This window comes from Nocardiopsis oceanisediminis (assembly GCF_048595525.1).
Lineage (GTDB): Bacteria > Actinomycetota > Actinomycetes > Streptosporangiales > Streptosporangiaceae > Nocardiopsis_A > Nocardiopsis_A oceanisediminis.
The window spans coordinates 1,662,083-1,687,014 of sequence record NZ_JAFMZJ010000001.1; the positions used below are offsets into that span (position 1 = coordinate 1,662,083).

22 protein-coding genes are annotated in these 24,932 nt (G+C 72.3%); 10 read left to right on the top strand and 12 right to left on the bottom strand.

Features of this window, described 5'->3' with window-relative positions:
• Window positions 1-18 precede the first annotated feature (18 nt).
• Complete coding sequence (locus tag J0910_RS07500; RefSeq protein ID WP_420157793.1) at window positions 19-1,047, bottom strand: aldo/keto reductase; 1,029 nt, start codon at window positions 1,045-1,047, stop codon at window positions 19-21.
• Between the two features lie 144 nt (window positions 1,048-1,191).
• Here J0910_RS07500 and J0910_RS07505 point away from each other — a divergent pair, with 144 nt between their 5' ends.
• On the top strand, window positions 1,192-2,064 hold the full coding sequence (locus J0910_RS07505) for a helix-turn-helix domain-containing protein (RefSeq protein WP_420157794.1): 873 nt from the start codon (window positions 1,192-1,194) through the stop codon (window positions 2,062-2,064).
• Window positions 2,065-2,260: 196 nt separating this feature from the next.
• Window positions 2,261-3,265: a hypothetical protein gene (locus J0910_RS07510; protein ID WP_420157795.1), complete on the top strand. Its 1,005-nt coding sequence runs from the start codon at window positions 2,261-2,263 to the stop codon at window positions 3,263-3,265.
• A gap of 91 nt (window positions 3,266-3,356) precedes the next feature.
• On the opposite strand, the gene J0910_RS07515 is transcribed toward J0910_RS07510, so the two are convergent.
• The 3 genes from J0910_RS07515 to J0910_RS07525 form a co-directional block, all read right to left on the bottom strand.
• Entirely contained in the window at window positions 3,357-3,659 is a 303-nt protein-coding gene (locus tag J0910_RS07515) for a hypothetical protein (RefSeq protein WP_420157796.1), read from the bottom strand.
• 185 nt (window positions 3,660-3,844) lie between these two features.
• Window positions 3,845-6,553, bottom strand: a complete 2,709-nt coding sequence (locus tag J0910_RS07520) for a helix-turn-helix transcriptional regulator (protein ID WP_420157797.1) — start codon at window positions 6,551-6,553, stop codon at window positions 3,845-3,847.
• Window positions 6,554-6,646: 93 nt separating this feature from the next.
• Window positions 6,647-7,126 (bottom strand): SRPBCC family protein, encoded by a 480-nt coding sequence (locus J0910_RS07525; protein WP_420157798.1) that lies wholly within the window; start codon window positions 7,124-7,126, stop codon window positions 6,647-6,649.
• A gap of 152 nt (window positions 7,127-7,278) precedes the next feature.
• Here J0910_RS07525 and J0910_RS07530 point away from each other — a divergent pair, with 152 nt between their 5' ends.
• Window positions 7,279-7,788 carry a hypothetical protein gene (locus J0910_RS07530; RefSeq protein ID WP_420157799.1) on the top strand — a complete coding sequence of 170 codons (510 nt, stop codon included), beginning with the start codon at window positions 7,279-7,281 and terminating at the stop codon, window positions 7,786-7,788.
• A gap of 521 nt (window positions 7,789-8,309) precedes the next feature.
• On the opposite strand, the gene J0910_RS07535 is transcribed toward J0910_RS07530, so the two are convergent.
• Window positions 8,310-8,867, bottom strand: coding sequence for an ATP-binding protein (locus J0910_RS07535; protein ID WP_420157800.1), 558 nt, complete (start codon window positions 8,865-8,867; stop codon window positions 8,310-8,312).
• A 224-nt stretch (window positions 8,868-9,091) separates the two neighbouring features.
• On the opposite strand from J0910_RS07535, the gene J0910_RS07540 reads away from it, so the two are divergent.
• Together J0910_RS07540 and J0910_RS07545 are read left to right on the top strand one after the other, a co-directional pair.
• Complete coding sequence (locus tag J0910_RS07540) at window positions 9,092-9,955, top strand: helix-turn-helix domain-containing protein (protein ID WP_420157801.1); 864 nt, start codon at window positions 9,092-9,094, stop codon at window positions 9,953-9,955.
• Complete coding sequence (locus J0910_RS07545) at window positions 9,952-10,260, top strand: DUF397 domain-containing protein (RefSeq protein WP_420157802.1); 309 nt, start codon at window positions 9,952-9,954, stop codon at window positions 10,258-10,260. Before J0910_RS07540 ends, J0910_RS07545 begins: the two co-directional genes overlap by 4 nt.
• Before the next feature lie 92 nt (window positions 10,261-10,352).
• On the opposite strand, the gene J0910_RS07550 is transcribed toward J0910_RS07545, so the two are convergent.
• On the bottom strand, window positions 10,353-10,610 hold the full coding sequence (locus tag J0910_RS07550; RefSeq protein WP_420161916.1) for a hypothetical protein: 258 nt from the start codon (window positions 10,608-10,610) through the stop codon (window positions 10,353-10,355).
• Between the two features lie 244 nt (window positions 10,611-10,854).
• Between J0910_RS07550 and J0910_RS07555 the strand changes: the two genes are divergently transcribed.
• Window positions 10,855-14,052 (top strand): DEAD/DEAH box helicase, encoded by a 3,198-nt coding sequence (locus J0910_RS07555; RefSeq protein WP_420157803.1) that lies wholly within the window; start codon window positions 10,855-10,857, stop codon window positions 14,050-14,052.
• Window positions 14,053-14,116: 64 nt separating this feature from the next.
• On the opposite strand, the gene J0910_RS07560 is transcribed toward J0910_RS07555, so the two are convergent.
• A complete protein-coding gene (locus J0910_RS07560) occupies window positions 14,117-14,692 on the bottom strand; it encodes a TetR/AcrR family transcriptional regulator (protein ID WP_420157804.1) in 576 nt (191 codons plus the stop codon).
• 78 nt (window positions 14,693-14,770) lie between these two features.
• Between J0910_RS07560 and J0910_RS07565 the strand changes: the two genes are divergently transcribed.
• On the top strand, window positions 14,771-15,751 hold the full coding sequence (locus J0910_RS07565; protein WP_420157805.1) for a DsbA family protein: 981 nt from the start codon (window positions 14,771-14,773) through the stop codon (window positions 15,749-15,751).
• A gap of 1,323 nt (window positions 15,752-17,074) precedes the next feature.
• Here the strand turns inward: J0910_RS07565 and J0910_RS07570 are convergent.
• Window positions 17,075-17,614, bottom strand: coding sequence for a hypothetical protein (locus tag J0910_RS07570; protein ID WP_420157806.1), 540 nt, complete (start codon window positions 17,612-17,614; stop codon window positions 17,075-17,077).
• Entirely contained in the window at window positions 17,605-18,147 is a 543-nt protein-coding gene (locus J0910_RS07575; protein WP_420157807.1) for an RNA polymerase sigma factor, read from the bottom strand. The genes J0910_RS07570 and J0910_RS07575 overlap by 10 nt, the downstream gene beginning before the upstream one ends.
• 377 nt (window positions 18,148-18,524) lie before the next feature.
• On the opposite strand from J0910_RS07575, the gene J0910_RS07580 reads away from it, so the two are divergent.
• Window positions 18,525-19,127: a DUF6286 domain-containing protein gene (locus tag J0910_RS07580; protein WP_420157808.1), complete on the top strand. Its 603-nt coding sequence runs from the start codon at window positions 18,525-18,527 to the stop codon at window positions 19,125-19,127.
• 132 nt (window positions 19,128-19,259) lie between these two features.
• Window positions 19,260-20,075 carry a hypothetical protein gene (locus J0910_RS07585; RefSeq protein ID WP_420157809.1) on the top strand — a complete coding sequence of 272 codons (816 nt, stop codon included), beginning with the start codon at window positions 19,260-19,262 and terminating at the stop codon, window positions 20,073-20,075.
• 21 nt (window positions 20,076-20,096) lie between these two features.
• Here the strand turns inward: J0910_RS07585 and J0910_RS07590 are convergent, their stop codons facing one another.
• The 3 genes from J0910_RS07590 to J0910_RS07600 all read right to left on the bottom strand — a co-directional run bounded on the left by J0910_RS07590 (window position 20,097) and on the right by J0910_RS07600 (window position 22,062).
• Window positions 20,097-20,885: an aminotransferase class IV gene (locus tag J0910_RS07590; protein ID WP_420161917.1), complete on the bottom strand. Its 789-nt coding sequence runs from the start codon at window positions 20,883-20,885 to the stop codon at window positions 20,097-20,099.
• Between the two features lie 62 nt (window positions 20,886-20,947).
• Window positions 20,948-21,568 (bottom strand): cysteine hydrolase family protein, encoded by a 621-nt coding sequence (locus J0910_RS07595; RefSeq protein ID WP_420157810.1) that lies wholly within the window; start codon window positions 21,566-21,568, stop codon window positions 20,948-20,950.
• A 41-nt stretch (window positions 21,569-21,609) separates the two neighbouring features.
• Window positions 21,610-22,062 carry a signal peptidase I gene (locus tag J0910_RS07600; RefSeq protein WP_474646587.1) on the bottom strand — a complete coding sequence of 151 codons (453 nt, stop codon included), beginning with the start codon at window positions 22,060-22,062 and terminating at the stop codon, window positions 21,610-21,612.
• 100 nt (window positions 22,063-22,162) lie between these two features.
• On the opposite strand from J0910_RS07600, the gene recD2 reads away from it, so the two are divergent.
• Window positions 22,163-24,397, top strand: a complete 2,235-nt coding sequence (gene recD2, locus J0910_RS07605; RefSeq protein WP_420157811.1) for an SF1B family DNA helicase RecD2 — start codon at window positions 22,163-22,165, stop codon at window positions 24,395-24,397.
• Window positions 24,398-24,932 lie beyond the last annotated feature (535 nt).

Sequence of the window (24,932 nt, forward strand, 5' to 3'; positions counted from 1 at the left end):
CCCGGTGCGCCCCGCGGGTCAGCGCCGGCGCAGCCGCTTGTCCGCGAGGGCCGGCGGCAGGTGGAAGGTCGGGTCGCGGACCACGTCGGTGCCGGGCGGGACGATCTCGTCGATCCGGTCCAGCACCGGGCCGTCCAGCCGCACCCCCGCGCCGGCCAGCAGGCCCTCCAGCTGCTCCTGGGTGCGCGGACCGATGAGCACCGAGGTCACCGCCGGGTGCGCCAGCACGAACGCCAGGGCCAGGTGCGGCAGCGGCACCCCGGCGTCCGCGGCGACCTTCTTCAGCTCGGTGACCGCGGCCAGCTTCGCCGCGTTGCCCGGCAGCGCGGTGTCGTACATGGTGCCCAGCATCGCGCTGCGGTGCGCCTCGCCCGGGTCCGCGCCGTCCGGGCCGCCGTACCGGCCGGACAGCCAGCCGGCGCTGAGCGGGCTCCAGGTCAGCACCCCCATGCCGTACCGCTGCGCGGTGGGCAGCACGCCCGCCTCGATGCCCCGGGCCAGGATCGAGTACGGCGGCTGCTCGCTGCGCGGCAGGACGTGGCCGCGCCGCTCGGCGGTCCACCGCGCCTCCACCAGCTCCTCGGCGGGGAACGCCGAAGTGCCGTACGCCCGGATCTTCCCCGCCCGGACCAGATCGGACAGGGCGGACAGGGTCTCGTCCAGCTCGGTGTCGGGGTCGGGCCGGTGCACCTGGTAGAGGTCGATCCAATCGGTGTCCAGCCGGCGCAGGCTGTCCTCCACCGCGCGCACGATCCACCGGCGGGAGTTGCCCCGGTGGTTGGCGTCCGGGCCCATCGGATTATGGAACTTGGTGGCCAGCACCACGTCGTCCCGGCGCCCCTTGAGCGCCTTGCCGACGATCACCTCCGACTCGCCGTCGGAATACATGTCCGCGGTGTCGACGAAGTTGATCCCCGCGTCCAGCGCGGTGTGCACGATCCGCGCCGCGGCCCCGTGGTCGGCGGTGCCCCACGCGCCGAGCATCATCGTGCCCAGCGCGAACTCGCTGACCGAGATCCCGGTGCCGCCGAGAATGCGTCGCTCCATGACAATTCGCCCCCATGCGGTGGTGGTCCGGTTCCGGCGGGCCGCGCGGCCCGCCGCGATGACCACCGTCCCGGGTCCGCGCCGGGGGGACCAGGCCCGCCGCAACCTGGGTCCGCCGGTACCAGGAACGGCTATTTTCGGTGCATGGTGCAATCGGCCGCAGAACTGAGCCTCTTCCTCAAGGCCCGCCGGGACGCGCTCGCCCCGGAGGACGTGGGCCTGCCCGGCGGGATCAACCGGCGCCGGGTCCGCGGGCTGCGCCGGGAGGAGGTCGCCCAGCTCGCCGGCGTCAGCGTCGACTACTACACCCGCATCGAGCAGGGGCGCGGCGGCGCCGTCTCCGACGAGGTGCTGCAGGCGCTCGCCCGGGCCCTGGTGCTCTCCGCGGACGAGCGCCGCTACCTGCGCAACCTGGCCGGGAACGCGGTCCGCCGCTCCACCCGGGCGGCCCGCCCGGCCGAGCCCTGCACCCCGCCCGAGGTGCCCCGGCAGACCGTCCGCCCCGAACTGCGCGCGCTGCTGCACGCGATGGCGGGGGTGCCCGCGGCGGTGCTCGGCCGGGGGCTGGACATCCTCGCCTGGAACCCGATGATGGGCCGGCTCTGGCCCGGCCTCGGCGACCTCACCGAGGCCGAGCTCAACCTGCCCCGGCTGCTCTTCACCGACCCCGGCACCGCCGCCCTGCACGCCGACGCCGACCTGCTCCGCGCCGAGGTGGTCGCCCGGCTCCGCGCCGACACCGGCCGCGACCCCGAAGAGCCCCGGCTCTGCGCGGTGGTGACCGGCCTGCAGCGGACCAGCGCCCTCTTCCGCGAGCTGTGGGAGGCCCGCGAGGTCAAGGAGGCCCCGCACGGCGCCCACCGGCTGCGCCACCCGCAGGTCGGCGAGCTGACCCTGTACTTCGAGAAGCTGCCGCTGCCCGCCGACCCCGGCCGGTTCCTCCTCGTCTACGCCCCCGAGCCCGGCTCCGTCTCCGAAGAGCGCCTCCGCCTGCTGGCCGCCGGCCAGCCCGCCTGAACGGGGCCGGCCCGGCCCCTCCCGCGATGCCCGCCGCCCGGGGCGGCGACCGCTCCCCGGCCCCTGCCGGCGGTGGTGCGCGCACCACCGCCGACAGGGGAGCCGCCGGGTGCGGAACGTCCTCCGGCACCACCGACCCGCCGGGGGTCTCCGCAGCAGACTCGGAGCCGAAGCGAGACGCTCTGAGGAGGCCCCGGTGAACGCAGTCCCCCCGCACCACCGCACGGACGGCGCGGAGCGGCCGCCCGGCCCGCACCGCCCGCTGCTCGGCTTCGCCCTGCTCTCCGCGGTGCTCGCCGCGGTCTGCTGCGTCGGCCTGGCCGTGGACGGGCGGATGGTGGCGGGCGAGCCGGTCTGGCTCAAACCGCTCAAGTTCGCGGTCTCCTTCGGGCTCTACGCGGCCGCCCTGGCCTGGATGTTCGGCAGGTTCCCGCGCTGGCGCCGGACGCTGTGGTGGCTGGGCACCGCGATCACCGCCGCCCTCCTGGTCGAGACGGCGGCGATCACCTTCCAGGCGGCGCGAGGGCGGCGCAGCCACTTCAACTTCGCCACCGGCCTGGACGAGGCCGTCCAGAACGCGATGGGCGCCGCGTCGGTGGTGCTGGTGCTGTTCACCCTGGCCATCGGGGTCCTCCTGGTGTGGCAGCGCCGGGTGGACCGGCCGATGGCGTGGGCGATCCGGGCCGCCGTCCTGCTCTCGGTCGCGGGCATGGCCTTCGGCCCGATGATGACCCAGCCCACCCCCGACCAGCTGCAGGCCCTGGAGGGCGGCGCCGACCTGGCGGTCATGGGCGCGCACACCGTCGGGGCCCCGGACGGCGGCGCGGGCATGCCGCTCACCTGGTGGAGCACCACCGGCGGGGACCTGCGGATCCCGCACTTCGCCGGGCTGCACGCGCTCCAGGTGCTCCCGCTGTTCGCGCTGGGCATCACGCTGCTCGCCGCCCGGGTGCCGGTGCTGCGCGGAGAGGGGGCGCGGCTCGGCCTGGTCGCGGTGGCGGCCGCCGGCTACACCGGGCTGATCGTGCTGCTCGCCTGGCAGGCGTTCCGCGGCCAGCCGCTGCTGCAGCCGGACGCCGCCACGCTGGCCGCCGCCGGAGCCCTCGCCCTGGGCACGGTGCTCGGAGCGGCCGCCGTGCTCGCGGCGTCCGCCCGCCGCCTCCGCAGCGGCGCTCCGGAGCGGCGCGCCCGGGTCGGCTGAGGGCGGCGGCCCCGGCGCCGCGGGGGACCGGAGCGCTCCGGTCCCCCGGCCCGCCCACCGGTCCGGTCCCGGCTCCCCGGCCGGCCCGGGATCACTCGTCGCGCCACTCCGCGGCGAGGCGGCGCGCCTCGCGCCGGCCCGCGTAGCGCTCCCTGCGGTTCCCGGCCCTGACCATCCGCTGCCACTCCCCGGTGCAGGAGCGCCGGTTGCAGCCGGCGCAGCAGCTCCAGCCGAGCATCACGCCGGGGTCCTCCCACCGGCAGCGCGTGCCGGGGGCCTCGCGGCTCGGCCCCGGAGGCAGGTCGCAGGGGCCGTACCGGTGGTCGTGGAGCGGCCGGGGACCGTGCTCGATCTGCCGCACCCACAGCGGCTTGGTGTTGTCCGTACGGGACATCTCGTTCCTTCCGGAACCCGCCGCCCGGACTCCCGGAACCTCCGGGCGGGCGGCTAGGTCGACCGCTGCACGGCGACCACGCTCCCCTCTTCTTCTCTCGGCTCGGGACACGCTCCACGGCGGTGGAGAGCCTTGCAGGCTAACCCCGCGGATCGAGCACGGACAAGGGCCCCGTGCGGGCCCGCCTACGGGGCCAGCAGGCGGACCAGCTCGGTGCGCGAGCCGATGCCCAGCTTCGGATAGACCTTGTACAGGTGGTACTCCACGGTGCGCGGGCTCAGGAAGAGCCGCGCCGCGACGTCCCGGTTGGAGGCGCCCTCGGCGACCAGGCGGGCGATCCGCAGCTCCTGCGGGGTGAGCGCGTCCAGCGCCCCGGGGCCGGCCGGCTCCGCGGCCCCGCCCGCGGCCCGCAGCTCCCCGGACGCGCGGCCCTCCCAGGGCGCCGCGCCCATCCGCTGGAACGCCTCCGCGGCCGCGCGCAGGTGCGGCCGGGCCTCGGCGGGGCGGCGGCCGCGGCGCAGCCGCTCGCCGAGGAGCAGCGCGGTGCGGGCGCGGTCGAACCCGGCCCCGCCCACCCCGGTGAGCGCCTCCAAGGCCTCCTGCAGCAGGCCGACCCCCTCCGCGTCCGGGAGGGTGAGCGCCTCGCAGCGGGCGAGCAGCGCCCGGGCGCGCGGCGCCTCCCGCTCCGCCACCCACCCGGCCAGGAACGCGGTGGTCTCGCGGGCCGCGCCGAGGTCGCCCGCGGCCACCGCCGCCTCCACCCGGTCCGCGGCCGAACCCCAGGCGTTGACCGGGGAGCCCATGCCCGGCGCCGGGGAGGCCAGCGGGGCCAGCCGCTCGTGCGCCTGGGCGAACCGGCCCGCCCCCAGGTCGAGCAGGCCCAGGGCGTAGGCCGCGACCCCGGCGCGCAGCCCCAGCCGGTGCGGGACGGCGATGGCGAGCGCCTCCCGGGCGTGCGCGCGGCAGCTCTCCTCCCGGCCGCGCAGCGCATCGCAGACGGCCAGGTTGGCGTGGTGCGCCGCGGCGGAGTTGGCCGCCCCCGACTCCTCGGCGAGCAGCAGCCCCTCCTCGGACAGCGCGGCGCTGAGCGCGATGTCGCCGTTGAACCGCTCGCCCGTCGCGGCGTTCTCCAGCACCACCGGCAGGGTGCCCGCGACACCGGACACCCGCGCCGCCCGGCCCGCGCGCGCCCCGTACGCCGCGGCCGCCGCGGCGTCGCCGAGCATGCTCGCCGCGGAGGCCGCCCAGAGCAGCAGCGCGGGGTCGTCCTCGTCGTCGGGCAGGCCGCGCAGGGCGCGGCGGAGCAGGCCGGCGCCGCGCTCGGCCTCGCCCCGGGCCCGCGCCCCGTCGCCGGCCAGCACGTCGCGGAGGAACCGCTCGGAGCCCCGGCCGGGAACCGGGAGCGCCTCTGCGAGCGCGCCGACCCGGGCGGCGGCGCCGGTGTCGCCGACGTAGGCGGCCGCCTCCGCCGCGTCGGCCAGGACCCGCCAGGCGAGCGGCCCGCCGGCGCCCTCCGCGGCGGCGAGCAGGATCCGCAGCGCCTCGGCGGCGTCCCCCGAGGCCAGCTCGAACCGGCCGCGGAGCCGCTCCAGGGCGAGCCGCGCTTCCGGGGCGCGGGCCTCGGCGCGGGCCGCCGCCAGGCTGCTCTGCGCCTGGCCGGGCAGCCCGCCGAGCCACGCGGCCTCGGCGGCGTCCCGCAGCCGGCCGGCCCGGGCCTCCCCGGGCGGCGACAGCTCGGCGGCGAGCCGGTAGGCCCCGGCGGCGTCGGCGTGCCCGCCGCGCGCCCCGGCCCGGCCGGCCGCGGCGGCCAGCGCGGCCGCGGCCTCCTCGTCCGGGCCCACCGCCGCGGCGGCCCGGTGCCGCGCCGCCCGGTCGGGGTCGCGCCCGTCCAGCAGGCCGGCGAGGAGGCGGTGGGTGCCGCGCCGCTCAGCGGCGGAGGCGGCCGCGACGACCGCGGACCGGACCAGCGGGTGCCCGAACCGCACCCCGCCCGCGCCCAGCTCCACCAGCCCGGCCTCCTCCGCCGGGCCGAGCACCTCGGCCGAGCCGCCCACCGCAGGGTCGCCGGAGCCGTCCAGCGCCACCGCGAGCAGCGCCGACCGGGCCTCCGCGGGCAGGCCGGCGATCCGCTCCCGGTAGAGCGCGGTGACGCCCTCCCCGGCGGGCAGCGGGTCGGGGAGCGGCGCCGCGCCGGTCAGCTGGGCGGGGGTGAGCAGGCGGGCCGCCTCGCGGAGCGCCAGCGGGTGGCCGCCGGTCGCCTCGGCGACCCGGGCGGCGACGGCCGGGGCCGGCGGCTCCGGGGCGTGCTCGGCCAGCAGCCGGGCCGCGTCCGCGCCGCCCAGGCCATCGAGGCGGAGCTCGGGCAGGCCGCGGAGGAGGTACAGGGCGTCCGGGTCCTCCCGGGTGCCGAACAGCAGCCCCACCGGGTGCCCGTCCAGCCGGCGGGCGGCGAACAGCAGGGCATCGGCCGAGGCGCGGTCGGCCCAGTGCACGTCGTCGACGACGCACAGCAGGCCGCCCGGCTGCGCGGCCTCGGCCAGCAGCGAGGTGACCGCCGCCGACACCAGGAACCGGTCGTCGGCGCCGGAACCGAGGCCGAGCGCACCGCGCAGGGCGTCCCGCTGCGGCTCCGGGAGGGCGCCGGACAGGCCGAGCGCGGGGTGGAGGAGCTGGTGCAGCAGGGCGAACGCCATCCGCCCCTCGGTCTCGCCGGCGGTGGCCCGCAGCACCCGGACCGGCGACGCGGCCTCCGCGTACCGCAGCAGCGCGGACTTGCCGATACCGGGCCGCCCGCGCACCACCAGCCGGGCCCCGCCCCCGCCGCGGATCCGCCCGAGGAGGCCGTCGACCGCGGCGGCCTCCGCCTCCCGCCCCACCAGGTCCCCGTCGGCCATCGGACCCTCCCGCCCCCTCGGCACCGGCCCCGGCCGGCCGCCGGAGCGGACAAGATCATCCCACCGCGGGCCGACCGGACCCGTGTCCGGCGGTCAGAGCCTCTCCGCGGCCGCGCGCAGCGCCTTCACCAGCGGGCTCCACTCGGTGCGGGGGCCGCCCAGGCCGAGGCTCCGCTCGGCCTTGTCCAGCGCGTCCTCCAGCAGGGCGTCGTGCAGCGGCCGGTACACCAGCGGCCAGCTCGCCCGCGCCGGGCCCACCAGGTGCATGGTCAGCACGTGCCGCAGCAGCGCACCGCCGGCGGCCTCTTCGACCGAGAACCCGTGGTGCCCGAGGAACCCGGCCGGCGCCTCGAACCTGAACCGGATCCGCCGCCCCGGGAGGTACTCCACCACGCTGTACCGCACCGGCCCGTGCCCGCCGCGGGCGCCCACCCCCAGCGGCCGGTCGAAACGCATCGCCGGCCACTGCTCGTGCGGCCAGAGCCGGTCGTCGTCCGAGGCCAGCCCATCGATGAGCGCCCCGGCCTCGGCCACCGGCACGTCCAGTAGTCTCCGGTGCTCGTTCCAGACCATGCGGGCCTCCCCGTCGCTCCAACGCCTGCGGATCGGTCAAGCAAACCACGGCGCCGCCGCCCGGCACGGCCGGGCCCATCCGCGGCCCGGGGCGGCCTCAGTAGGGTCCCGGCTGAGAGCCGCACACGACGGCGCGCACGGAAGGCGGCGGAATGAGCCCGACCCACCCGGGAGCCGGGGTTCGACCGGGCTCCGGCCCGTCCCGCCCCTTCACGGTGTTCGGCCTGCTGGCGGCGGTGTCCGCGGTGGTGATCGCCGCGGTGCTCATCGCCCCGGCGGTGCACCCCGTGGTCCGGGCGAACGAGGCGCACATCGTCGGCGACGAGGAGCTCATGCTCCAGCTGCTCTCCTTCGGCCACGAGACCCGCTCCGGCGAACCCGCCACCGCCTGGGCCGTCGAAATCGTCAACGGCACCGGCCGGGACATCCCCCTGACCATTGCCACCGGCTGCCGGGTCGGTTTCCCGCCCCGCCGCACGGAGCCGCTGCACGCCCCGGAGAAGGTCACCGTCTCGCCTGATGAGGCGCACACCCGGCCGGACGGGTGCACCGGCCTGGCCGCGGGGGAGCGGTTCTTCTACACCGTGCGTTTCCTGGACGGCCAGGGAGGCAGGGCGCACCCGCCGGTCACCTTCATCGGCAAGTCGCCGCCGGCGGGCTGACCGGCTACCCGAGCAGCCCGAGCAGGTGCGCGGCGGTGGCCATGGCGGCGAACGGCACCCCGAAGGCCAACGCCTCCAGCGCGGCCCGGTGCCCGCTCCGTCCGCGGCGGCGCCGTCCCACCTCCGGGGCGGGTCGGGAAGGGGGCAGAGGAACGGGCAGGGGAGAGTCGAACCCGCCGGCCACCGGGGCCCGATGCCGTCCGATGCGAGGCGGGGGCGGTCCGAGCTCTTCGTGTGCCGGAGGCGCGGCGCGGGCATGGGGCGAGAGCAGCAGCGGCGGCCGGGGAACGGGCACGGCGGTGGCACCGGTCCGGGGGCTGCCGGGGGCGCTGAACCGCCTCCCGCGCGGGCGCGCGGTGCGGGCATGCAGCCGGTCGATGGTCGAGACCGGCAGAATCGACGGAGCCATACGGAATCACCTTCGGAGAGTTCGGAGCGGATCGGGGAGAGGGGAAGGCCGGAGCGAGGTGCCCGCCCCGCCCCCTCCAGCGCGGGGCGGGCACCTGCGCGCGGGTCCGCCTTCAGGGGGCGTTCCAGGCGCTTCCGGTGAGGTCGTAGGCCAGGTGGAACCAGACGTGGCGGTAGGAGGCCCGGCCGTTGTCGCCCCAGGCGCTGGCGAGCACGGCGACCATGGCCAGGCCGCGGCCGCGCGCCTTCTCGATGCCGAGCGGCTCGGGGCGCAGCGGGGCGTCGTCGCGGGCGGTGGTGAGCACCCCGGGCGGGACGGTGCCGTCGTCGCGGCAGGTCAGGGTGAGCCCGCCGGTGCCGCGCCGGACCACGAGGGAGTAGCTGCCGCCGGGGCGGCCGGAGCGGGAGTGCGCGATGGCGTTGGTCGCCAGCTCGCTTCCGAGCAGGGTGAAGAGGTAGCGGTAGTCGCGGTCGTGCTCGGCGGCGCAGGTGTCGAGGAAGGCGCGGGCGAGTGGGAGGAACCCGGGCCGGCCGGGGAAGTCGTAGCGGCGCGTGGAGTAGTGGGGGCGGTCGGGGCGGCGGTTGAAGTAGTGCCGGTAGAGCGGCGGGATCAGGTCGTCCAGCGCGACGGTCACCTCGGGCAGCGGCGGCACGGGGGCCAGAGCGGGCATGCGGACACACTCCTCCTGCGAGAGCAGTGGACAGGGGCGGGGAAGGCGCCCGCACGGACTCGCTCGATCACCGGTCAGGGCAGCGGACACCCGGTAGCGTGACCGTCGGATACTCGGGGTGATGTGTCGGTCACTGGCTACACGTGCCACGGTAAGTCGACATCGTAGAGTTTTGCAATAGTTTTTATCTACGAAGTAGAGTTTTCTTTCGCTAGGGTTCTCCCATGACCACTCCCCACAGCCCCACGCTCCGGCTCCGCCGGCTCGCGGCCATGCTGCGCCGAGCCCGCGAACAGGCCGGCTACACCACCTCCCAGGTAGGCGCGAAGTTCAAGTGGAGCGCGGGCAAGGTCTCCAAGATGGAGACCACCGAGACCAAGCGGATCAGCCCGAGTGATCTCGACAGGCTCATGGACCTCTACGGCGTCACCGATCAGGCGGAGCGCGAGGGGATGCAGGCGCTGGCCCGGGACGCCCGGCAGCGCGGCTGGTGGTCCAAGTACAAGAAGGTCTTCTCCGACCATGCCCTGCCCGACTTCGAGGCCGAAGCATCCCTCATCCGCACCTTCGAGGCCCAGATCGTCCCAGGGCTCCTGCAGACGCCTCAGTACGCTGAGGCGCTGCTCAAAGGCGGCCGCTACACCGATCCCGAAACGGTTCGGCAGAAGGTGGAGGCGCGTATGGCCCGGCGGGACATCCTCACCCGGCCCGAGTCGGCCCGCCTGCGAGCGGTCATCGACGAAGCCGCGCTCCGGAGGCCGATCGGCGGTACCGAGACGCTGCGTGGGCAGCTGGCGCACCTGCTCTACATGGCGCAGCTGCCCAACATCGACGTCCAGGTCCTGCCTTTGGACGCCGGGGCACATGCTGCTCTAGGGGCGCCGTTCACTCTCTTGGACTTCCCCGATCCCCTCGATCTCCCGATCGTCTACATCGACACCGCAGGCGAAGGGGTGTTCCTGGAGGACCCGGAAGAGGTCGAAGCTCACAGTGCTACCTTCGGCGATATCCAAGGATCCGCGCTGAGCACCACGCGCTCCGCCGCCGTCATCACCGACCTCCTCAGAGCACCAGAGAGCGAATCATGAGTGCCGACCTGACGTTCCGCAAGAGCAGCTACAGCGCCCACTCGCAGAACTGCGTGGAAGTGGCAGCCTTCCCTGACTTCCGGAAGAGCAGCTACAGCGCACAAGATCAGAACTGCGTGGAAGTGGCCTCCTCTGACTATCGGAAGAGCAGCCACAGTGCACAAGACCAGGACTGCATCGAAGTCGCCGACTCCTCTCACGCCGTTGCCATCCGCGACTCTAAGCACGCCGAGGCCGGCCACCTCGCCTTCTCTTCAACCGAGTGGGACGCTTTTCTGAGAGGGGCCAAGACCGGTGGCTTCTGACGCGGCTTGAGCCGAGGCGGTGATCGTGAGCATCGTCGGTCGCACGTCGAGGCACGCGCCACCTCGAGCAGGGGAGGAGCTCTCCGGGCGGCCTATCGATCCTGCCTGCTCTTGACGAGTTCGGCGACGTGCTCGGCGGCGATGGTCGGATCCTCGTGTTCCCACACTCGGATGACCTGCCAACCCTGTTCCGTCAGCAGTCGGTTGGTCTCTTCGTCCCGCTCCCGGTTGCGCCTCACCTTTTCGGCCCAGTAGCCGGCGTTGGTCGCCGATTTCGTGTGGTGTTCAGGGCAGCCGTGCCAGAAGCAACCGTCCAGGAAAACGGCGACCTTGACACGGGTGAACACCATGTCCACCGTTCTCTTGGTGGCCAGTTCCGGACGTATAGACACGCGATAGCCCAGCCGCGGGGCGCTAGGCGGAGAGCCGCTTCGGGTTTGGTGGCCCTCTCCGTGCAGGACTGGCAGACCCTAGGCGCCCAGCAGTGAAGCTTGAGACAGACACGAGGCAAGCCTGCTAGGTCATCCCGGTAGCCGCCTGTCCTCTACCTCTGATAGAAGATAGATTATCTATGCCCCCTAGCGAAGGATCGCTATGCCTGAATCTCCTCTAGGTAGCAGTCCTGTTGAAGGACTCTATGAGCTTCTGATTACCGGATCAGTGCGGAGAGACCTACAACAAATTGAAAAAGACGGCTGGATATATCAGCAAACCCCTGTGAGTGAAGAGTCAACTTCTAACGTACTTGCCGCTTATGTTTTTGATCAACTCCGTTTGATTCTAAGTCAGGCATCTATAGGGGAACAAGTTCAGATTATTAATCGACTCCTTGAGGCTCTTGAGGAAGAGAGTGAAGATGTTGAGGGGGTTAAATTTAATGCGGACAGAGTTGAACTTGAAAGCAGCGACAACAAGGAGTTTATTGCTCGTCTTTTTGCTTTGAAGGACGGATTTGATCTAGGTAGGTATGCGCATCGCCCTAGAACTCCGCTCACTGAGGCTGCTCTGCTCACAAATATGCCAGAGGACCCCAGCCTAGGGAGTGAGATCCGACAGGAGTTGATTACCGCTGATCGCGTTGATCTGCTCTGTGCTTTTGTTAAATGGTCTGGGTTGCGTCTGTTAGAGGAGCCGCTCAAGGAAGCCCATGAGCGTGGAATTCCGATTCGGGTTTTGACGACGACTTATATTGGAGCCACGGAGCGTCGTGCTCTTGACCGTCTTGTCCGAGACTACGGTGCAAAGGTAAAAATTAACTACGAGGAGAAATCAACAAGGCTGCACGCTAAGGCTTGGCTGTTCCGAAGAAAAACGCAGTACGATACGGCTTATGTGGGAAGCTCGAACCTCTCACGTGCAGCTTTGTTGGATGGTCTGGAGTGGAATGTTCGACTCTCTGCCCACGCTACCCCGGATGTGCTGCGAAAGTTCGAGCTAACCTTTGATGCATATTGGGAATCTTCATCCTTTCAAGAATATGATCCGGACAGAGACGCTGAGCGTCTTGATCGTGCGCTAGCTCAAGCAGGAGGAAAGCTTGACGGTGCTGGAGGAGAGATTAGCCTCTCGAGTCTGGATGTCCACCCTTATCCGCATCAGCGAGACATGCTTTCTCGCTTGAAGGTTGCTCGGGAAGTTCGCGGCGAGCACAGGAATCTTCTTGTTGCTGCGACAGGTACTGGAAAAACGGTCATGGCTGCCCTCGACTATAAGGAGCTATGTCGTCTGTCAGGTAAGCGGTTGAACTTGCTCTTCGTGGCCCATCGCGAGGAGATTCTTGCGCAATCTTTGGCCACCTACCGCGCAGTTCTTAATGACGCTAACTTTGGCGAAGAGCTGAACGGAAAAAATAAACCTAAGCTTGAGAAACATGTCTTCGCGAGTGTTCAGACGTTGAGCAAGGACCGCTATCTAGAAAAGTATGATTCCAGTCATTTTGATGTTGTAGTTATTGACGAGTTTCACCATGCTGCTGCGGACACTTACCGCAAGATCATTGACCATTTTGAGCCCATAGAGTTTTTGGGGCTTACTGCAACACCTGAACGCAGTGACGGCATCGCTATCCAGGATCTGTACTTTAACGGACGGATCGCTGCAGAGCTTCGCTTGTGGGAAGCTCTCGACAATGAGCTGCTGAGTCCTTTTCACTACTTTGGTATCGCTGATACGACCGACCTGAGGGCAGTCAAGTGGACTCGGAGAGGTTACGACGAGTCTCAACTGGATAATATTTTTACTGGTAATGACGCAAGGGCGCGCCTCATCATCAAGGCGGTTCGCGATAAGATTTCTAACCCTCTTCAAATGAAGGCCTTGGGGTTCTGTGTTTCCCGTCGACATGCCGCATATATGGCAACTTGTTTTAATAGGGTTGGAATTCCAGCAGTCAATATTGATGGAGAAACCGACGAAGAGAAGCGTAAGCAGGCGCTCCGTGATTTGCGTTCCGGAAAAATCAACGCCGTCTTCTCTGTAGATATATTTAATGAGGGTGTTGATGTTCCAGATGTCGACACTGTGTTGCTGTTGCGCCCCACATCGAGTGCGACAGTTTTTCTGCAGCAAATTGGGCGAGGGTTGAGGCGGACGGAAGATAAAGCGGTACTGACTATTCTTGACTTCATTGGGATGCATCGTGCTGACTTTCGAGCCGAAGAGCCCTATCGGGCTATGCTCGGGAAGGGGCGCATGCGGGTGAGGCGTGAGATAGATGAAGATTTTCCGCATCTCCCGCCGGGGTGTCAGATTATCCTTGAGCCTCGAGCTAAGGAAGAGATTCTAAATAATATCAAGAGTCAAGTTAGGCAAAATATTTCCATTATCTCTGGCGAAGTCAGGGAATATGGTCGAGATGATCTTGCTGGGTACCTTAGTTACAGCGGTCGTAGGCTTGAAGACATCTACCGAGGGCAGAACTCTTGGACGACTGCTCTGCGTCTCGCTGGACGACTGAAGGGTGCTATCCCGGAAGGCGAAGGGGAGCTAATTAAGCGCCTTCAAACACTTCTTCATGTTGATGATCAACAGCGGGCTGAGTACTACAAGATGCTCATTAAGCCTGGTTCGCCTGCGTATGATGAGCTGGACGAACAATCACGTCTCTATGCTCGAATGTTGGTGTTTTCTCTTTGGCCTGACAAAAAGAATGGTGTGGCGACTCTGCAGGATGGCCTAGACAGGTTGAGGTGCCAACCTCACTTGTGCGACGAACTTGACCAATTGTTCTCTTTCACTGTTAATCGGGCTGATCATGTTGGTCGTCCACTGCTAAATGGGTTGGCCAGTATCCCGCTGTTTATCCATGCCAGGTACAGTCGTGCGGAAGTTCTAGCGGCGCTGGGACAAGCCAAGCTTGCGAGTGAAGATCCACTGGGGAAGGGGTTCTATCCGGGAGGGGCGCAGGAGGGGGTGAAGTGGTGTCCAAACATCAAGACTGATGTATTGTTTGTTACTATCGAAAAAGATGAGAAGGATTTCTCTCCTCAGATTCGATACAAAGACGTTGCGCTCAGTGAATCGATCTTCCACTGGGAGTCGCAGAATAAAGTTTCGTCGACTTCTGGGTCGGGTGTTCGTTATCAGAATCATGAGCGCATGGGTACGCAGGTTTTGTTGTTTGTTCGCCCCTTCAAGCGTACCGATATTCGAACTCCGGAGCCTTCCATTTTCCTGGGGCCTGTGAAGTATGTTCGCCATGAGGGGGAAAAGCCCATGGGGATCACTTGGAAGCTGCAGTATGAGATGCCGGCTGATGTCTGGTCTTATGCGGCTGTAGCCAATGCCAGCTGAACTCAACCAGGGCAGTTGCTGTTCATTCTGTTCGGCGGAGTGTGTATCCGCCGGGCAGGGCCCTTCAGTCGGCTGAGGGAATCCCCCCTGCCATCAACATCCAGGCCATGTTTGCGGCCTCCTCCGCGGAGGTGGGGGATGCGCTCGCCGTCCAGTGTGCGATCACCCCGGTCAGGGCCCCCGCCAGGTAGGCCGCGTGCAGGTCGGCGGGGGGCTCGGTGGGATCTGGAGCCCCCTCGTCTCGGGTGAGGCGGGGGGTGAGTTCCTCGATCATACGTTCGCGCATGCGGGCGGCGAAGCGGGGGCTGCCCTGGGGGCCGAGCATTTTGCGGTAGAGGGCGGCGTTGGCCGCGACGTGCTCGAAGAGGTCGCGGATGGGGGCGGGGGCGCGGTCGGGCGGGGCGTCCAGGGGGCAGACGGCGGCGGCGCGGGCCGCCTGGGAGAGGGCGTCCTCCATCGCGTCGGTGAGCAGCTCGTCGGCGTCGCGGTAGTGGGCGTAGACCGTGGCGCGGTTGACGCCCGCCGTGCGGGCGATCGCGGCGACGCCGAGGGTGCCGGGGTCGGCGTCGGCGGCCAGGGTGAGCGCGGCCTCGCGGAGCCGGGCGCGGGTGCGCCGGGCGCGGGGGTCGTCCGGGTTCATGCCGGTGATTCTACGTGGATGAGCGTGGATGAAAAACACCTGTTGTTTAGACGACGGGTGTTGGTTAGTGTTGCCGCCATGCGAATCGAGATCTGGGCGGACGTGGTCTGCCCGTGGGCCTACATCGGCAAGCGGAGGGTGGAGGCCGCCGCGGCGCTGCTCGGCGGCGAGGTCGAAGGCGGGGTCGAAGTCCTCTGGCGCCCCTACCGGATCGATCCTTCGGCTCCGGCCGTCGCCGAGCCGCTGGAGGAGGCGCTGCGCGAGCCCGTCGCGGACGGGGCGCTGGAGGCCTGCTCGCCTGGGCTCGGCCACGAGGAGAACCGGGCGCGGGTCGCCGAGATCGCCCGCGCCGAAGGGCTCGGACCGAAGTGGGGCGCGGTCTGGCGGGTGGACAGCGGCCCCGCGCACCGGCTGCTCGCCCTCGCCTGGGAGCACCGCGGGGCGCAGGTGCAGAACGCGGTGGCCGAGGGCGTCATGCGGGCGCACTTCACCGAGGAGGAGGACATCGGCGACCGCGCGGTGCTGGCCCGGATCGCGGAGCAGGCCGGTTTCCCGGAGGGGCCGGGCCTGCTGGACGCGGGCGGCGGCGAGCGGGAGGTGCGCGAGCTGCTGCTCTACGGCAAGGCGCGGGGGGTCGCCACCTCGCCGACGCTGGTGGTCGGCGGCCGGTCCCTGGAGGGGGCGCAGCCCGCCGAGGCGATCGCCGGGTTCCTGCGCGGCGGCACCGGACCGGCCCCGCTTCCGCCGGAGGTGGAGCGGTTCCGGCTGGCCGAGGCGCTGCTGGAGCGCCGCGACCCGCTCGGCGCGCTGGAGATGCTGGCGCCGATGCTGCGCAGCCACGGCGGCGACCGGGGCGTCCGGCTGCTGGCGGCCCGCTGCCGGTTCGCCTCGGCCCAGCTCAACGGGGCCGAGCGGGAGCTCCGCTCGCTGGTGGAGGAGGACCCCGGCGATTCCTACGCCCGGCTGCTGCTCGGCCGCACCCTCTACCGCCGGAACCGGGACGCCGAGGCCGCGCCGCACCTGCGGATGGCCGCCGCGATGAACCCGGACTACGCCTGAGCGGCCGCCGAGTGCGCGGCCGGGGGTCCGGGATGCCCGCCTTTCCCCGATGATCTCGACGTTGCGGCCCTATCGGCGCGGGTGGTTTCCAGTGTCCGTTGCTACACCGCACACCGGAGGACAGAAGGGGACCGGTTGGTCGGTCGGGCGCGGTGTCTCGCGGGGCGGGGGTTCAAACGGGCGGCGACGGCAAGAGGGGGACCGGCCGGCCGGTCGGTCGGGCGCGGCGCCTCGCGTGGCCGGGGTTCAAGCAAGCGGCGACGGCAGCGGCGGGGGGCGGGGCCGGGCGTCTCACCCGAGCGCGGCGCCTCGCGGGGCGGGGGTTCAAGCCGGCGGCGAGGGCGGGTGGGGGACCGGCTGGTCGGTCCGGCGCGGCGCACCACGGGGCCGGGGTTCAAGCGGGCAGCGGGGGCGGGAGGGGGTCGGGCGCCGCGTTCACCGGCCCGGCTCGCGCCCCCAGGAGGCCTTATCCCCCTATGCCTGGTTTGCGGCGGGAGTCGGGCGGGGGCGGGGGGCGCCCTGCGCACCTCCGCAGCACCCCGATTACATCTACCGGCGAGTAGTAAGCCCCCAAGCCCCCACCACCCCCTCGGTAGTTACCCAGAGTGGCCAAACAAGGCCTCCCAGGAGAATAAAAGCGACATCCCGCCCCCCGCCTCTACCCTCCCCGGGTTCCGGCCCCCTACTTCCCGGTCTTGCGGGTGGCCCGAACCCCCGAACACCGGCCCGATCAGGGCCAATCGGGCCCCAGGAGGCCCGATCCGGCCCGGGATGCGCGCCCAGGAATCACCGGGGTGCTCTCGCGGTGCGCAGGGCGCCCCACCCCGCCATCACCCTGCGTATTCACCCAGGTCAGAGAGGGGCAGCGGTTTCAGAGGCGGCCGGCCACGGCGCCCGGGGCGGCACGGGCACGGCGACCCCGCCCCCGGCCCACCCCGACCGGCCCCACCCCGCTCTGCCGCACCCGACCGACCGGCCGCTGCCCACCGCCGCCTTCGCTGCCGGCTTGAACCTCGACCCCGTGGGGCCCGCGCCCGAGCGACCACCTGCACCCTGCCCCTACCGCTGCCGTCGCCGCTGGTCTGAGCCTTCACTCCGTGGGGCGCTGCGCCCGACCGACCGGCCGGTGCCCACCACCGCCGTTGCCGCCTGCTGGGACCTCAACCCCGTGGGGCGCCGCACTCGGCCGGGGCACCTCCCCGCCCCCCGCCTCTCCCCGCGTTCCTCGTTTTTCTCGTTGCGACGACCACTTGACGGCAAGGAGCCTTGATAGGGCCGCAACGTCGAGATCATCGGGGAGGGCGGCCTGCCCCGGCGACGATCTCAGCCGATGTCGGTGAACGCGATGTCGATCCGGGCCGGGTCGGCGCCGAGGGACTCGCGGGCGGCGGTGCGGACCGCCGTGCGGAGCCGTCCGGCCAGCTCCGGGGCGGGGACCGTGCTGGTCAGGTGGGCGGAGAGGGCGATCTCCAGGCCGTCCGGGCCCTCGGTGAGGCGGCAGCGGCCGACCGCGGCGCCGGGGACCGTGTCGCAGGCGGCGACGAGGAGGGCGCGGGCCGCGGACTCGCGGACGGCGGTCCGGCCCGGCCCCCGGGCTGCGACCGGGAGGAGGCGGTCCGGGCGCGCCTGGGAGCGGACCGCGCGCATCACCGACCCCACCAGGGCCGGCGGCGGCTCGGGGCGCTCCGCGGCGAGTTCGGCGCCGGCCAGGGCCAGCGGCCGGTGGCGCTCGGCGACCGCCCTGCAGTGCGGGCAGTCGCGCTCGTGCCCGGTGGGGCACCCCCGCAGGGCGTGCTCGGCGACCTCGTCGGGCTGCCTCCCGCAGGGCAGCCGCTCGGGGTCGGAGGGCCGGTCTACCGCCATGGTTCAAGCGCCTCCACGAGACGGGTGCGCGCGCGGTGGATGCGGCCGCGCACGGCGGTCGGGGTGCTGCCGGTGATCTCGGCGATCTCCCGGTAGCCCAATCCTTCCAGCTCCCGCAGGACCCAGCAGGCGCGCTGCGGCGGCGGCAGGCCCGCCAGCGCGGCGAGCAGCGCCTCGCGCAGCCCGCCGGCGACCGAGTGCTGGGCGGGCCCCGCGCCGGGGTCCGGCAGGACGGCGGCCTCCTCGTCCCCGGGGCGCTCGGGGCGGCGCGCCCGCAGCACGTTCAGCGCCCGGCGGGCGGCGATCCGGTGCAGCCAGGCCGGGAAGGCCGCCGGCTCGCGGAGCTCGGGCAGGTTGCGCCAGGCGGTGAGGAAGGCGTCCTGGGCGGCGTCGGCCGCGTCCGCCTCGTCCAGCAGCGTGCGCAGCGCGATCCGGTAGACCGCCCCCTGGTGCAGGCGGACCAGGGCCTCGAACGCGGCGGTGTCGCCGTCCTGCGCCCGCTCGACCAGGGCGGCCTCCGGAGGTCCGGTCATGGCCGTCGCACCGCCTCCCCGGTGCCGTGCCGCCCCGGCGGGCCGGGCGCGACTCTTCGCGGTCATCGGATGGCCGAAAGTTATCCGGGGGCCGCGCGGGGGCGGGGGAGGCGCGGCGGGTGTGCTGCAGGTCACAGCGGGTGTCGCGTGAGGGGCGTCGGATTTCGGTGTCTTCCTGAACAGCAGGTTGATGATGACCGAAACCCCGGTATTCGGGTGATCCCAGATGGGATCGGGGGGAAGGAACAGAGAAGGTGTTCCGTCCGCCCCGCCCCGGGGCCCGCTCGGACGGGCCGGCCCGCACCCGCCGGGTGCCGGGTCGAGACCGCGCGGAACCCCCCGCGCGGCGCCACACCAGAGGCGAAGGAGCGGTTCGGATGACTTCTCTCCACGAGGCGGCCCCCGCCTTGGACCCCTCTGACCTGCGGCAGGCCGATGTGGACCGGGCCCGCCAGGCGGCGCTGCGCGTCCGGCGGCGCAGACGGGCCGCGGGGTACGTGGCGGGGGCCGCCTTCGCCGCACTGGTCGCCGCGGCCGCCGCCGAGGTCGTCTCCTACCTGGCCGGCAGCCCGCTGCGCCTCCTCGCCTTCGGCGGCGCCCCGTCGGGCGGCACCCTCTGGGACGACCCGGTGATGCTGGCCTCCTCCGCCCTGATCGCCCTGGTCGGCGCAGGCCTGCTGGTCTACGCGGTGCTGGCCGGCGGGGGAGGGGGAGAGCGGCCCCGCCCCGGCCCCATCACCTGGGTCGCCGACTGCGCCCTGCGCAGCCTCCTCGCCGACGCCGCCTGCTCGGTGCAGGGCGTCCGCACCGCCTGCGTCACCGTGCACGGCCCGTGGGTCCGGGTCCGGGTCACCACCGAGCCGGGCGCCGGGGTCGCCCCCGCCGACGTCGAGGCCGCCGTCGCCGACTGCCTGCGGGAGCGCCTGCACACCGGCGGCTTCCGGGTCAGCGCCGCGGTCGGCGCGCACGGCCGCTCCTGACCCGGGCGGGGGAGGGGCGGCGGGCGGAACCGCCGTCCGGCCGCCGCGGCCCGGGCGCGCCGCTCCCGGCGCACCGCCGGGGGTGCGCGGCGGATCGGGGGCGCGCGCGGTACCGTCGGCGCGGGGGTGGCGATGACGGCGGTTTTCGACCCCGGGCTGCCGGAGCACGTCGTGGCGGAACTGGAGCGGGCACCCGGGCTGCTGATCCCGGCGGGCGCCGACCCCGCCGATCCCGCGCACCTGCCCCGCGGGGAGCGGTACAAGCGGGGCGGGGCGGTCGTCGGGGCCATGGCCCTGGTGCTCGCGGGGATCGCGGCGCTGCTGCCGGTCGCCCCCGAGCTGGTGGCGCTGGTGGCGCTCTCCTGGGCGGTGGCGGTCGCCGTCTACGGGGGCTTCCGGGGCGTGCCGCGGATGCTGTTCGGCGCCCTGCTCCTGGTCCCGGTGCTGGTCCGGCTCTTCCTGGACGCCGGGCCGGGCGGGGTGGCGATCGTGTGCGCGCTGACCGTGGTCGTCGTCGGGGGCCAGCACGCGCACCGCAGGTTCACCGGGGCCGACCCGGAGCGCGCGCCGGTCCGGTTCCACGGCCGCTACCTGCTCCCCGCGGACCTGGCGCCGGCCGACCTGGAGACGGTGCGCCGCGCGCAGCGGGCCGAGCGCCGCCTCGCCGCGGCCGCCCCGGCGCTGCGCGGCACGTCCTTCGACGCCGGCCGGGCCCGCCTGCTGCTCCGCGACCGCACCTGGCGGATGGCCCGCTCGCTGTACCACAACCGCAGGCCCGGGGTGCGGCCGCTGCGCGTGGTCACCGAGGAGGCCCGCCGGTGGGCCGGGGAGATGGAGGAGCTCGCCGCGGCGGTCCGGGCCGCCGCCTCGGACACCCGGGGGCGCGGCGCGCACCTCGACCGCGCGCTGCGCATCCAGCGCCGGCTGGGCCGGCCGTACCGGTACTGAGCCCCTGCGGGACGGGTCCCGCTACAGCGGCTCGCCGGGCAGCGCCCGGTAGGCCGCGGTGAGCCGCTCCACCACCGGGGACGGCACCGGGAAGGGGTGCTCGTCCACGGCGGAGACCGGGCGCACCCCCGCGGCGGCGTTGGTGACCAGCGCGGCCTCCATCCCCGGCAGGTCGGTGACGTGCACCGAGGCCGGGCGGCTGGCCAGGCCGACGGAGCCGGCCAGCTCGGAGAGGAGCCGCATGGTGGTGCCGGGCAGGTGCTCGGCGCTGGGCCACAGCAGCGTCCCCCGGCACAGGAAGGCGATGTTGAAGGTGGCGCCCTCGGAGACCAGCGAGCGGCGGTCCAGGAACAGGGCGTCGTCGAAGCCCGAGGCCTGCGCGGCGCGCCGGCGGACCAGCGTGCCCAGCAGGGCGGTGCCCTTGACCCGGGGCAGGTCGCGCTCGAAGGGGACGGTGGCCAGGGAGACCGGCCCGGGGCGGTCCGGCCCCGCGGGCCGGGTGGTCACCAGCAGGCGGGGCCGCGCGTCCCGGGCCGGGTGACCCAGCTCCAGGTCGGGGTCGGTGACGGTGACCCGCACCACCAGCGGCGACCCCTCCCGCTCCGCGGCCTCGCGGACCCGCTCGCGGACGGCGCCGGTGTCCAGCTCGGTGCCGAACAGGAACCGGCAGTCCGCCGCCAGCCGCTCCAGGTGCAGGGAGAGGCCCTGCACCCGCATGTCCCGCACGCGCATGGTGGTGAAGTGGCCGTAGCCGTAGAGCGCCGGCCCGATCAGCTCCTCCGCGCTCACCGGCCGTCCGTCGAGGTGCATCATGGCGGCATCGTCGCATTCCCGGGCGGTCCCCGGGGAGGGAAACGGGGCCGCCGCCCGGGTCAGCCGGCGCCGAGCAGCTCCAGGGCCCGGTCCGCGTCGAGCACGCCCGCGGTGGCCAGCTCCAGGTTGGCCAGCGACGCCCGGTGCACCTCCGGGTCCGCGGCCGCCGTGCAGTCGCCCAGCACGTGCACGGTGAAGCCCAGGTCGGTTCCGTGCCGGGCGGTCTGCTCGACGGTGAGGTTGGTGGCCACCCCGGTCACCAGCAGGGTGTCCACGCCGCGGGCGGAGAGCCGCTCGGGCAGGTCGGTGCCGGCCAGTCCGGAGAGGCGCTGGTTGTCCCAGACCTCGGCGCCGTCCTGATCCATCTCCGGGATCAGCCGGGCGCCGGGGGAGTCCGGCCGGAACGCCTCCCGGGCGTCGTCGACCGCGGCCATGAACGCGGTGTTGCGGACCAGCGCCCCGCCGTCCTCCGGCACGGTGAACCGGGTGAACAGCAGCGGGACCCCGGCGCCGCGGGCCCGCTCGTGGAACCGGGCGGCGCGCTCCACCGCCCCGGAGGCGCGCACCGGCTCGGCGAGCATGCCGCCGAAGAACCCTTCCGGGCGGACCACGTTGACCTGCCAGTGCAGCGCGAGCACGGCGGTCCGGGCGGGGGAGAGCGAATTCTGCGGTGTCGTCATGCCGGGTGATCCTGCCACGCCCGCGGCGGCTCCGGCGCCGCCTACTCCGGCCCGCCGCCCCGCCGCGCGGTCCCGCCCGGCGGGGACTGGGCGGAGGCGTCCGGGCCGCCGACCCGGTAGCCCGCGATCGAGGGCCAGCGGACCGTCAGCACCACCGAGTCCTCCTCGGCGATCCAGGAGTGGTCGGTGCCGGGGTGCCAGACCGCGTAGTCGCCCTGCTCGGTGAGAAGCACGCCGCCGGACCGGAACAGCAGCCGGAACCGGCCGCTGACCAGCACCAGCAGGGCGGTGCGCTTCTCTGCGACGGCCCACTCGGCGCGCTCCTCGCCGGCGGGGTGCACGCCCCACTTCACCTCGACGTCGGTGCTGTGCCGCAGGTCGCCCACGGGCTTGAAGTGCCCGAGCAGCCAGCCGCCGTCCAGCGGGGCGTCGGCCCCGGCCCTGCCGGTGTACACGCGGTCGCCCGGGTGGTCCGGGTCCCTCTCATCGATCACGGGGCACGAGGGTAGCCGGACCGGTCCTGTGGACGGGCCGGGCGGATGTCGCGGGAGGGCGGCATGATGGGGAGGGACCCGAGAGGCAGGAGGGATCGCCGTGGGCGGTGCGCGGCAGGGCGGGGACGGCCCGGGCTTCCGGCCCGCCGAACTCGAAGGGGTCCTGGAGCGGATCACCTTCGCCAACGAGGAGACCGGCTACACCGTGGCCAAGGTGGACACCGGCCGGGGCGCAGCGGAGCTGACCACCGTGGTCGGCGCGCTGATCGGCGCCCAGCCCGGGGAGGCGCTGCGGATGCGCGGCCGCTGGGGATCCCACCCCCAGTACGGCCGCCAGTTCACCGTCGAGGACTACACCACCGTGCTGCCCGCCACCGTGCAGGGCGTCCGCCGCTACCTGGGGTCGGGGCTGATCAAGGGGATCGGCCCGCGGCTGGCCGAGAAGATCGTCGACCACTTCGGCGCCGGGGCGCTGGCGGTCATCGAGGAGGAGCCGGAGCGGCTGATCGAGGTCCCCCGGCTGGGCCCCAAGCGCACCAAGCTGATCACCGCGGCCTGGGAGGAGCAGAAGGCCATCAAGGAGGTGATGGTCTTCCTGCAGGGCATCGAGGTCTCCACCTCGCTGGCGGTGCGCATCTACAAGAAGTACGGCGACTCCTCCATCGGGGTGGTCCGCACCGAGCCCTACCGGCTCGCCACCGACGTGTGGGGCATCGGCTTCAAGACCGCCGACGCCATCGCCCAGGCCGTCGGCATCCCGCACGACAGCCCGCAGCGGGTCAAGGCCGGCATCCAGTTCACCCTCTCCGAGTCCACCTCCGACGGCCACTGCTACCTGCCCGAGGAGCGGCTCATCTCCGACGCGGTGAAGATCCTCCAGGTGGACTCCGCGCTGGTCATCGAGTGCCTGGCGGAGCTGGTCGCGGAGGAGGGCGTGGTCGCCGAGAAGCTGCCCGGCCCGGACGGCGAGGCGGTCACCGCCGTCTACCTGGTGCCGTTCCAGCGGGCCGAGGCCTCGCTCGCCGCGCAGCTGCGCACCCTGCTGTCGGCGCCCGCCGACCGGCTGCCCGCCTTCGCCGGGGTCGACTGGGACAAGGCGCTGGGCTGGCTGCGCGAGCGCACCGGAACCGAGCTCGCCGCCGAGCAGGCCGAGGCGGTCAAGCTGGCGCTGACCGGCAAGGTCGCGGTGCTCACCGGGGGGCCGGGCTGCGGCAAGTCGTTCACCGTGGCCTCGGTGATCACCCTGGCCGCGGTGAAGGGCGCCAAGATCATCCTGGCCGCGCCCACCGGCCGGGCGGCCAAGCGGATGACCGAGCTGACCGGGCACGAGGCCTCCACCGTGCACCGCCTGCTGGAGCTCAAGCCGGGCGGGGACGCCACCTACGACCGGGACAACCCGCTCGACTGCGACCTGCTGGTGGTGGACGAGGCCTCCATGCTCGACCTGCTGCTGGCCAACAAGCTCGCCAAGGCCGTCCCGCCCGGCGCGCACCTGCTGCTGGTCGGCGACGTCGACCAGCTCCCCTCGGTCGGCGCCGGGCAGGTGCTGCGCGACCTGCTGGACGCGGACTCCCCGGTCCCCGCGGTCCGGCTCACCCAGGTGTTCCGGCAGGCCCAGCAGTCCGGGGTGGTGAGCAACGCGCACCGGATCAACCGGGGCGAGCCGCCGGTGCTGCGCGGGCTGCCCGACTTCTTCCTCTTTCCGTGCGAGGAGGCCGAGCGCGCCGCCGAGGTCACGGTGGACGTGGTCGCCAACAGGATCCCGCGCCGGTTCGGCCTGGACCCGCTGCGCGACGTGCAGGTGCTGGCCCCCATGCACCGCGGCCCCGCCGGGGCGGGCAACCTCAACACGGCGCTCCAGGCGGCGCTCACCCCGCCCCGGGAGGGCGCGCCGGAGCGGCGCTTCGGCGGCCGGGTGTTCCGGGTCGGCGACAAGGTCACCCAGATCCGCAACAACTACGACAAGGGCGCCAACGGGGTGTTCAACGGCACCCTCGGCGTGGTCACCGGGATCGACCAGGTCGAGCAGGAGCTGGTGGTCCGGACGGACGAGGACGAGGAGATCGGCTACGACTTCGCCGAGCTGGACGAGCTCGCGCACGCCTACGCGGTGACGGTGCACCGCTCCCAGGGCAGCGAGTACCCGGCGGTGGTGGTCCCGGTGACCACCAGCGCTTGGATGATGCTCCAACGCAACCTGCTCTATACGGCGGTCACCCGGGCCAAGCGGCTGGTGGTGCTGGTCGGCTCGGAGCGGGCGCTGGCCCAGGCGGTGCGGAACGCCTCCTCCGGGCGGCGGTACACCGGTCTGGCGCACCGGCTCGCCACCGCCTGACGCCGCCGGGCGCGCGCCTGCTCGGAAAGGGGGAGCGGGCCCGTTCCGGCATTCCCCGGAAAGTTCTCTCAAGAGGTAGGGGAACGAATGGGGCGAACGTCGGATAGGTGGCCTTCTGTTCGGATTCAAGAAGTCGTTTTGTCCGGTGGATCAGAAATCCCGGGAAAATTCGTTCTTATCTCCAAAAGGCGTCCGGGGGTTCCTCCCCTACGGTGGAGAGCGGCGGGCCCCGGGCCGGACCCCCTCCCCGAGCCCGGAAGAGCCCCGCCCATCAGGGGCCGCGCCCAACCCCCTCCCGGGTGCGGCCCCTGCTACCCGCCCCGCCCCCGGCCCCGTTCCGAGAATCCCGAGGGTTTTTCTCGTTTCCGCGGCGGCGGCCGGGCGGTGTTCAATAGGCTCCCCATCGGGGCCGGGCAGGTACCCGGCGCGGGTCCTCCTGGAGCCTTCCCGCGGTGCGGAATCCGCCGACCCCGCAGATCGGGGCGTGCCGGCAGAGCCCGACCCTCCTCCCTGAGCCGTCCGGAGGCCCTGGCAC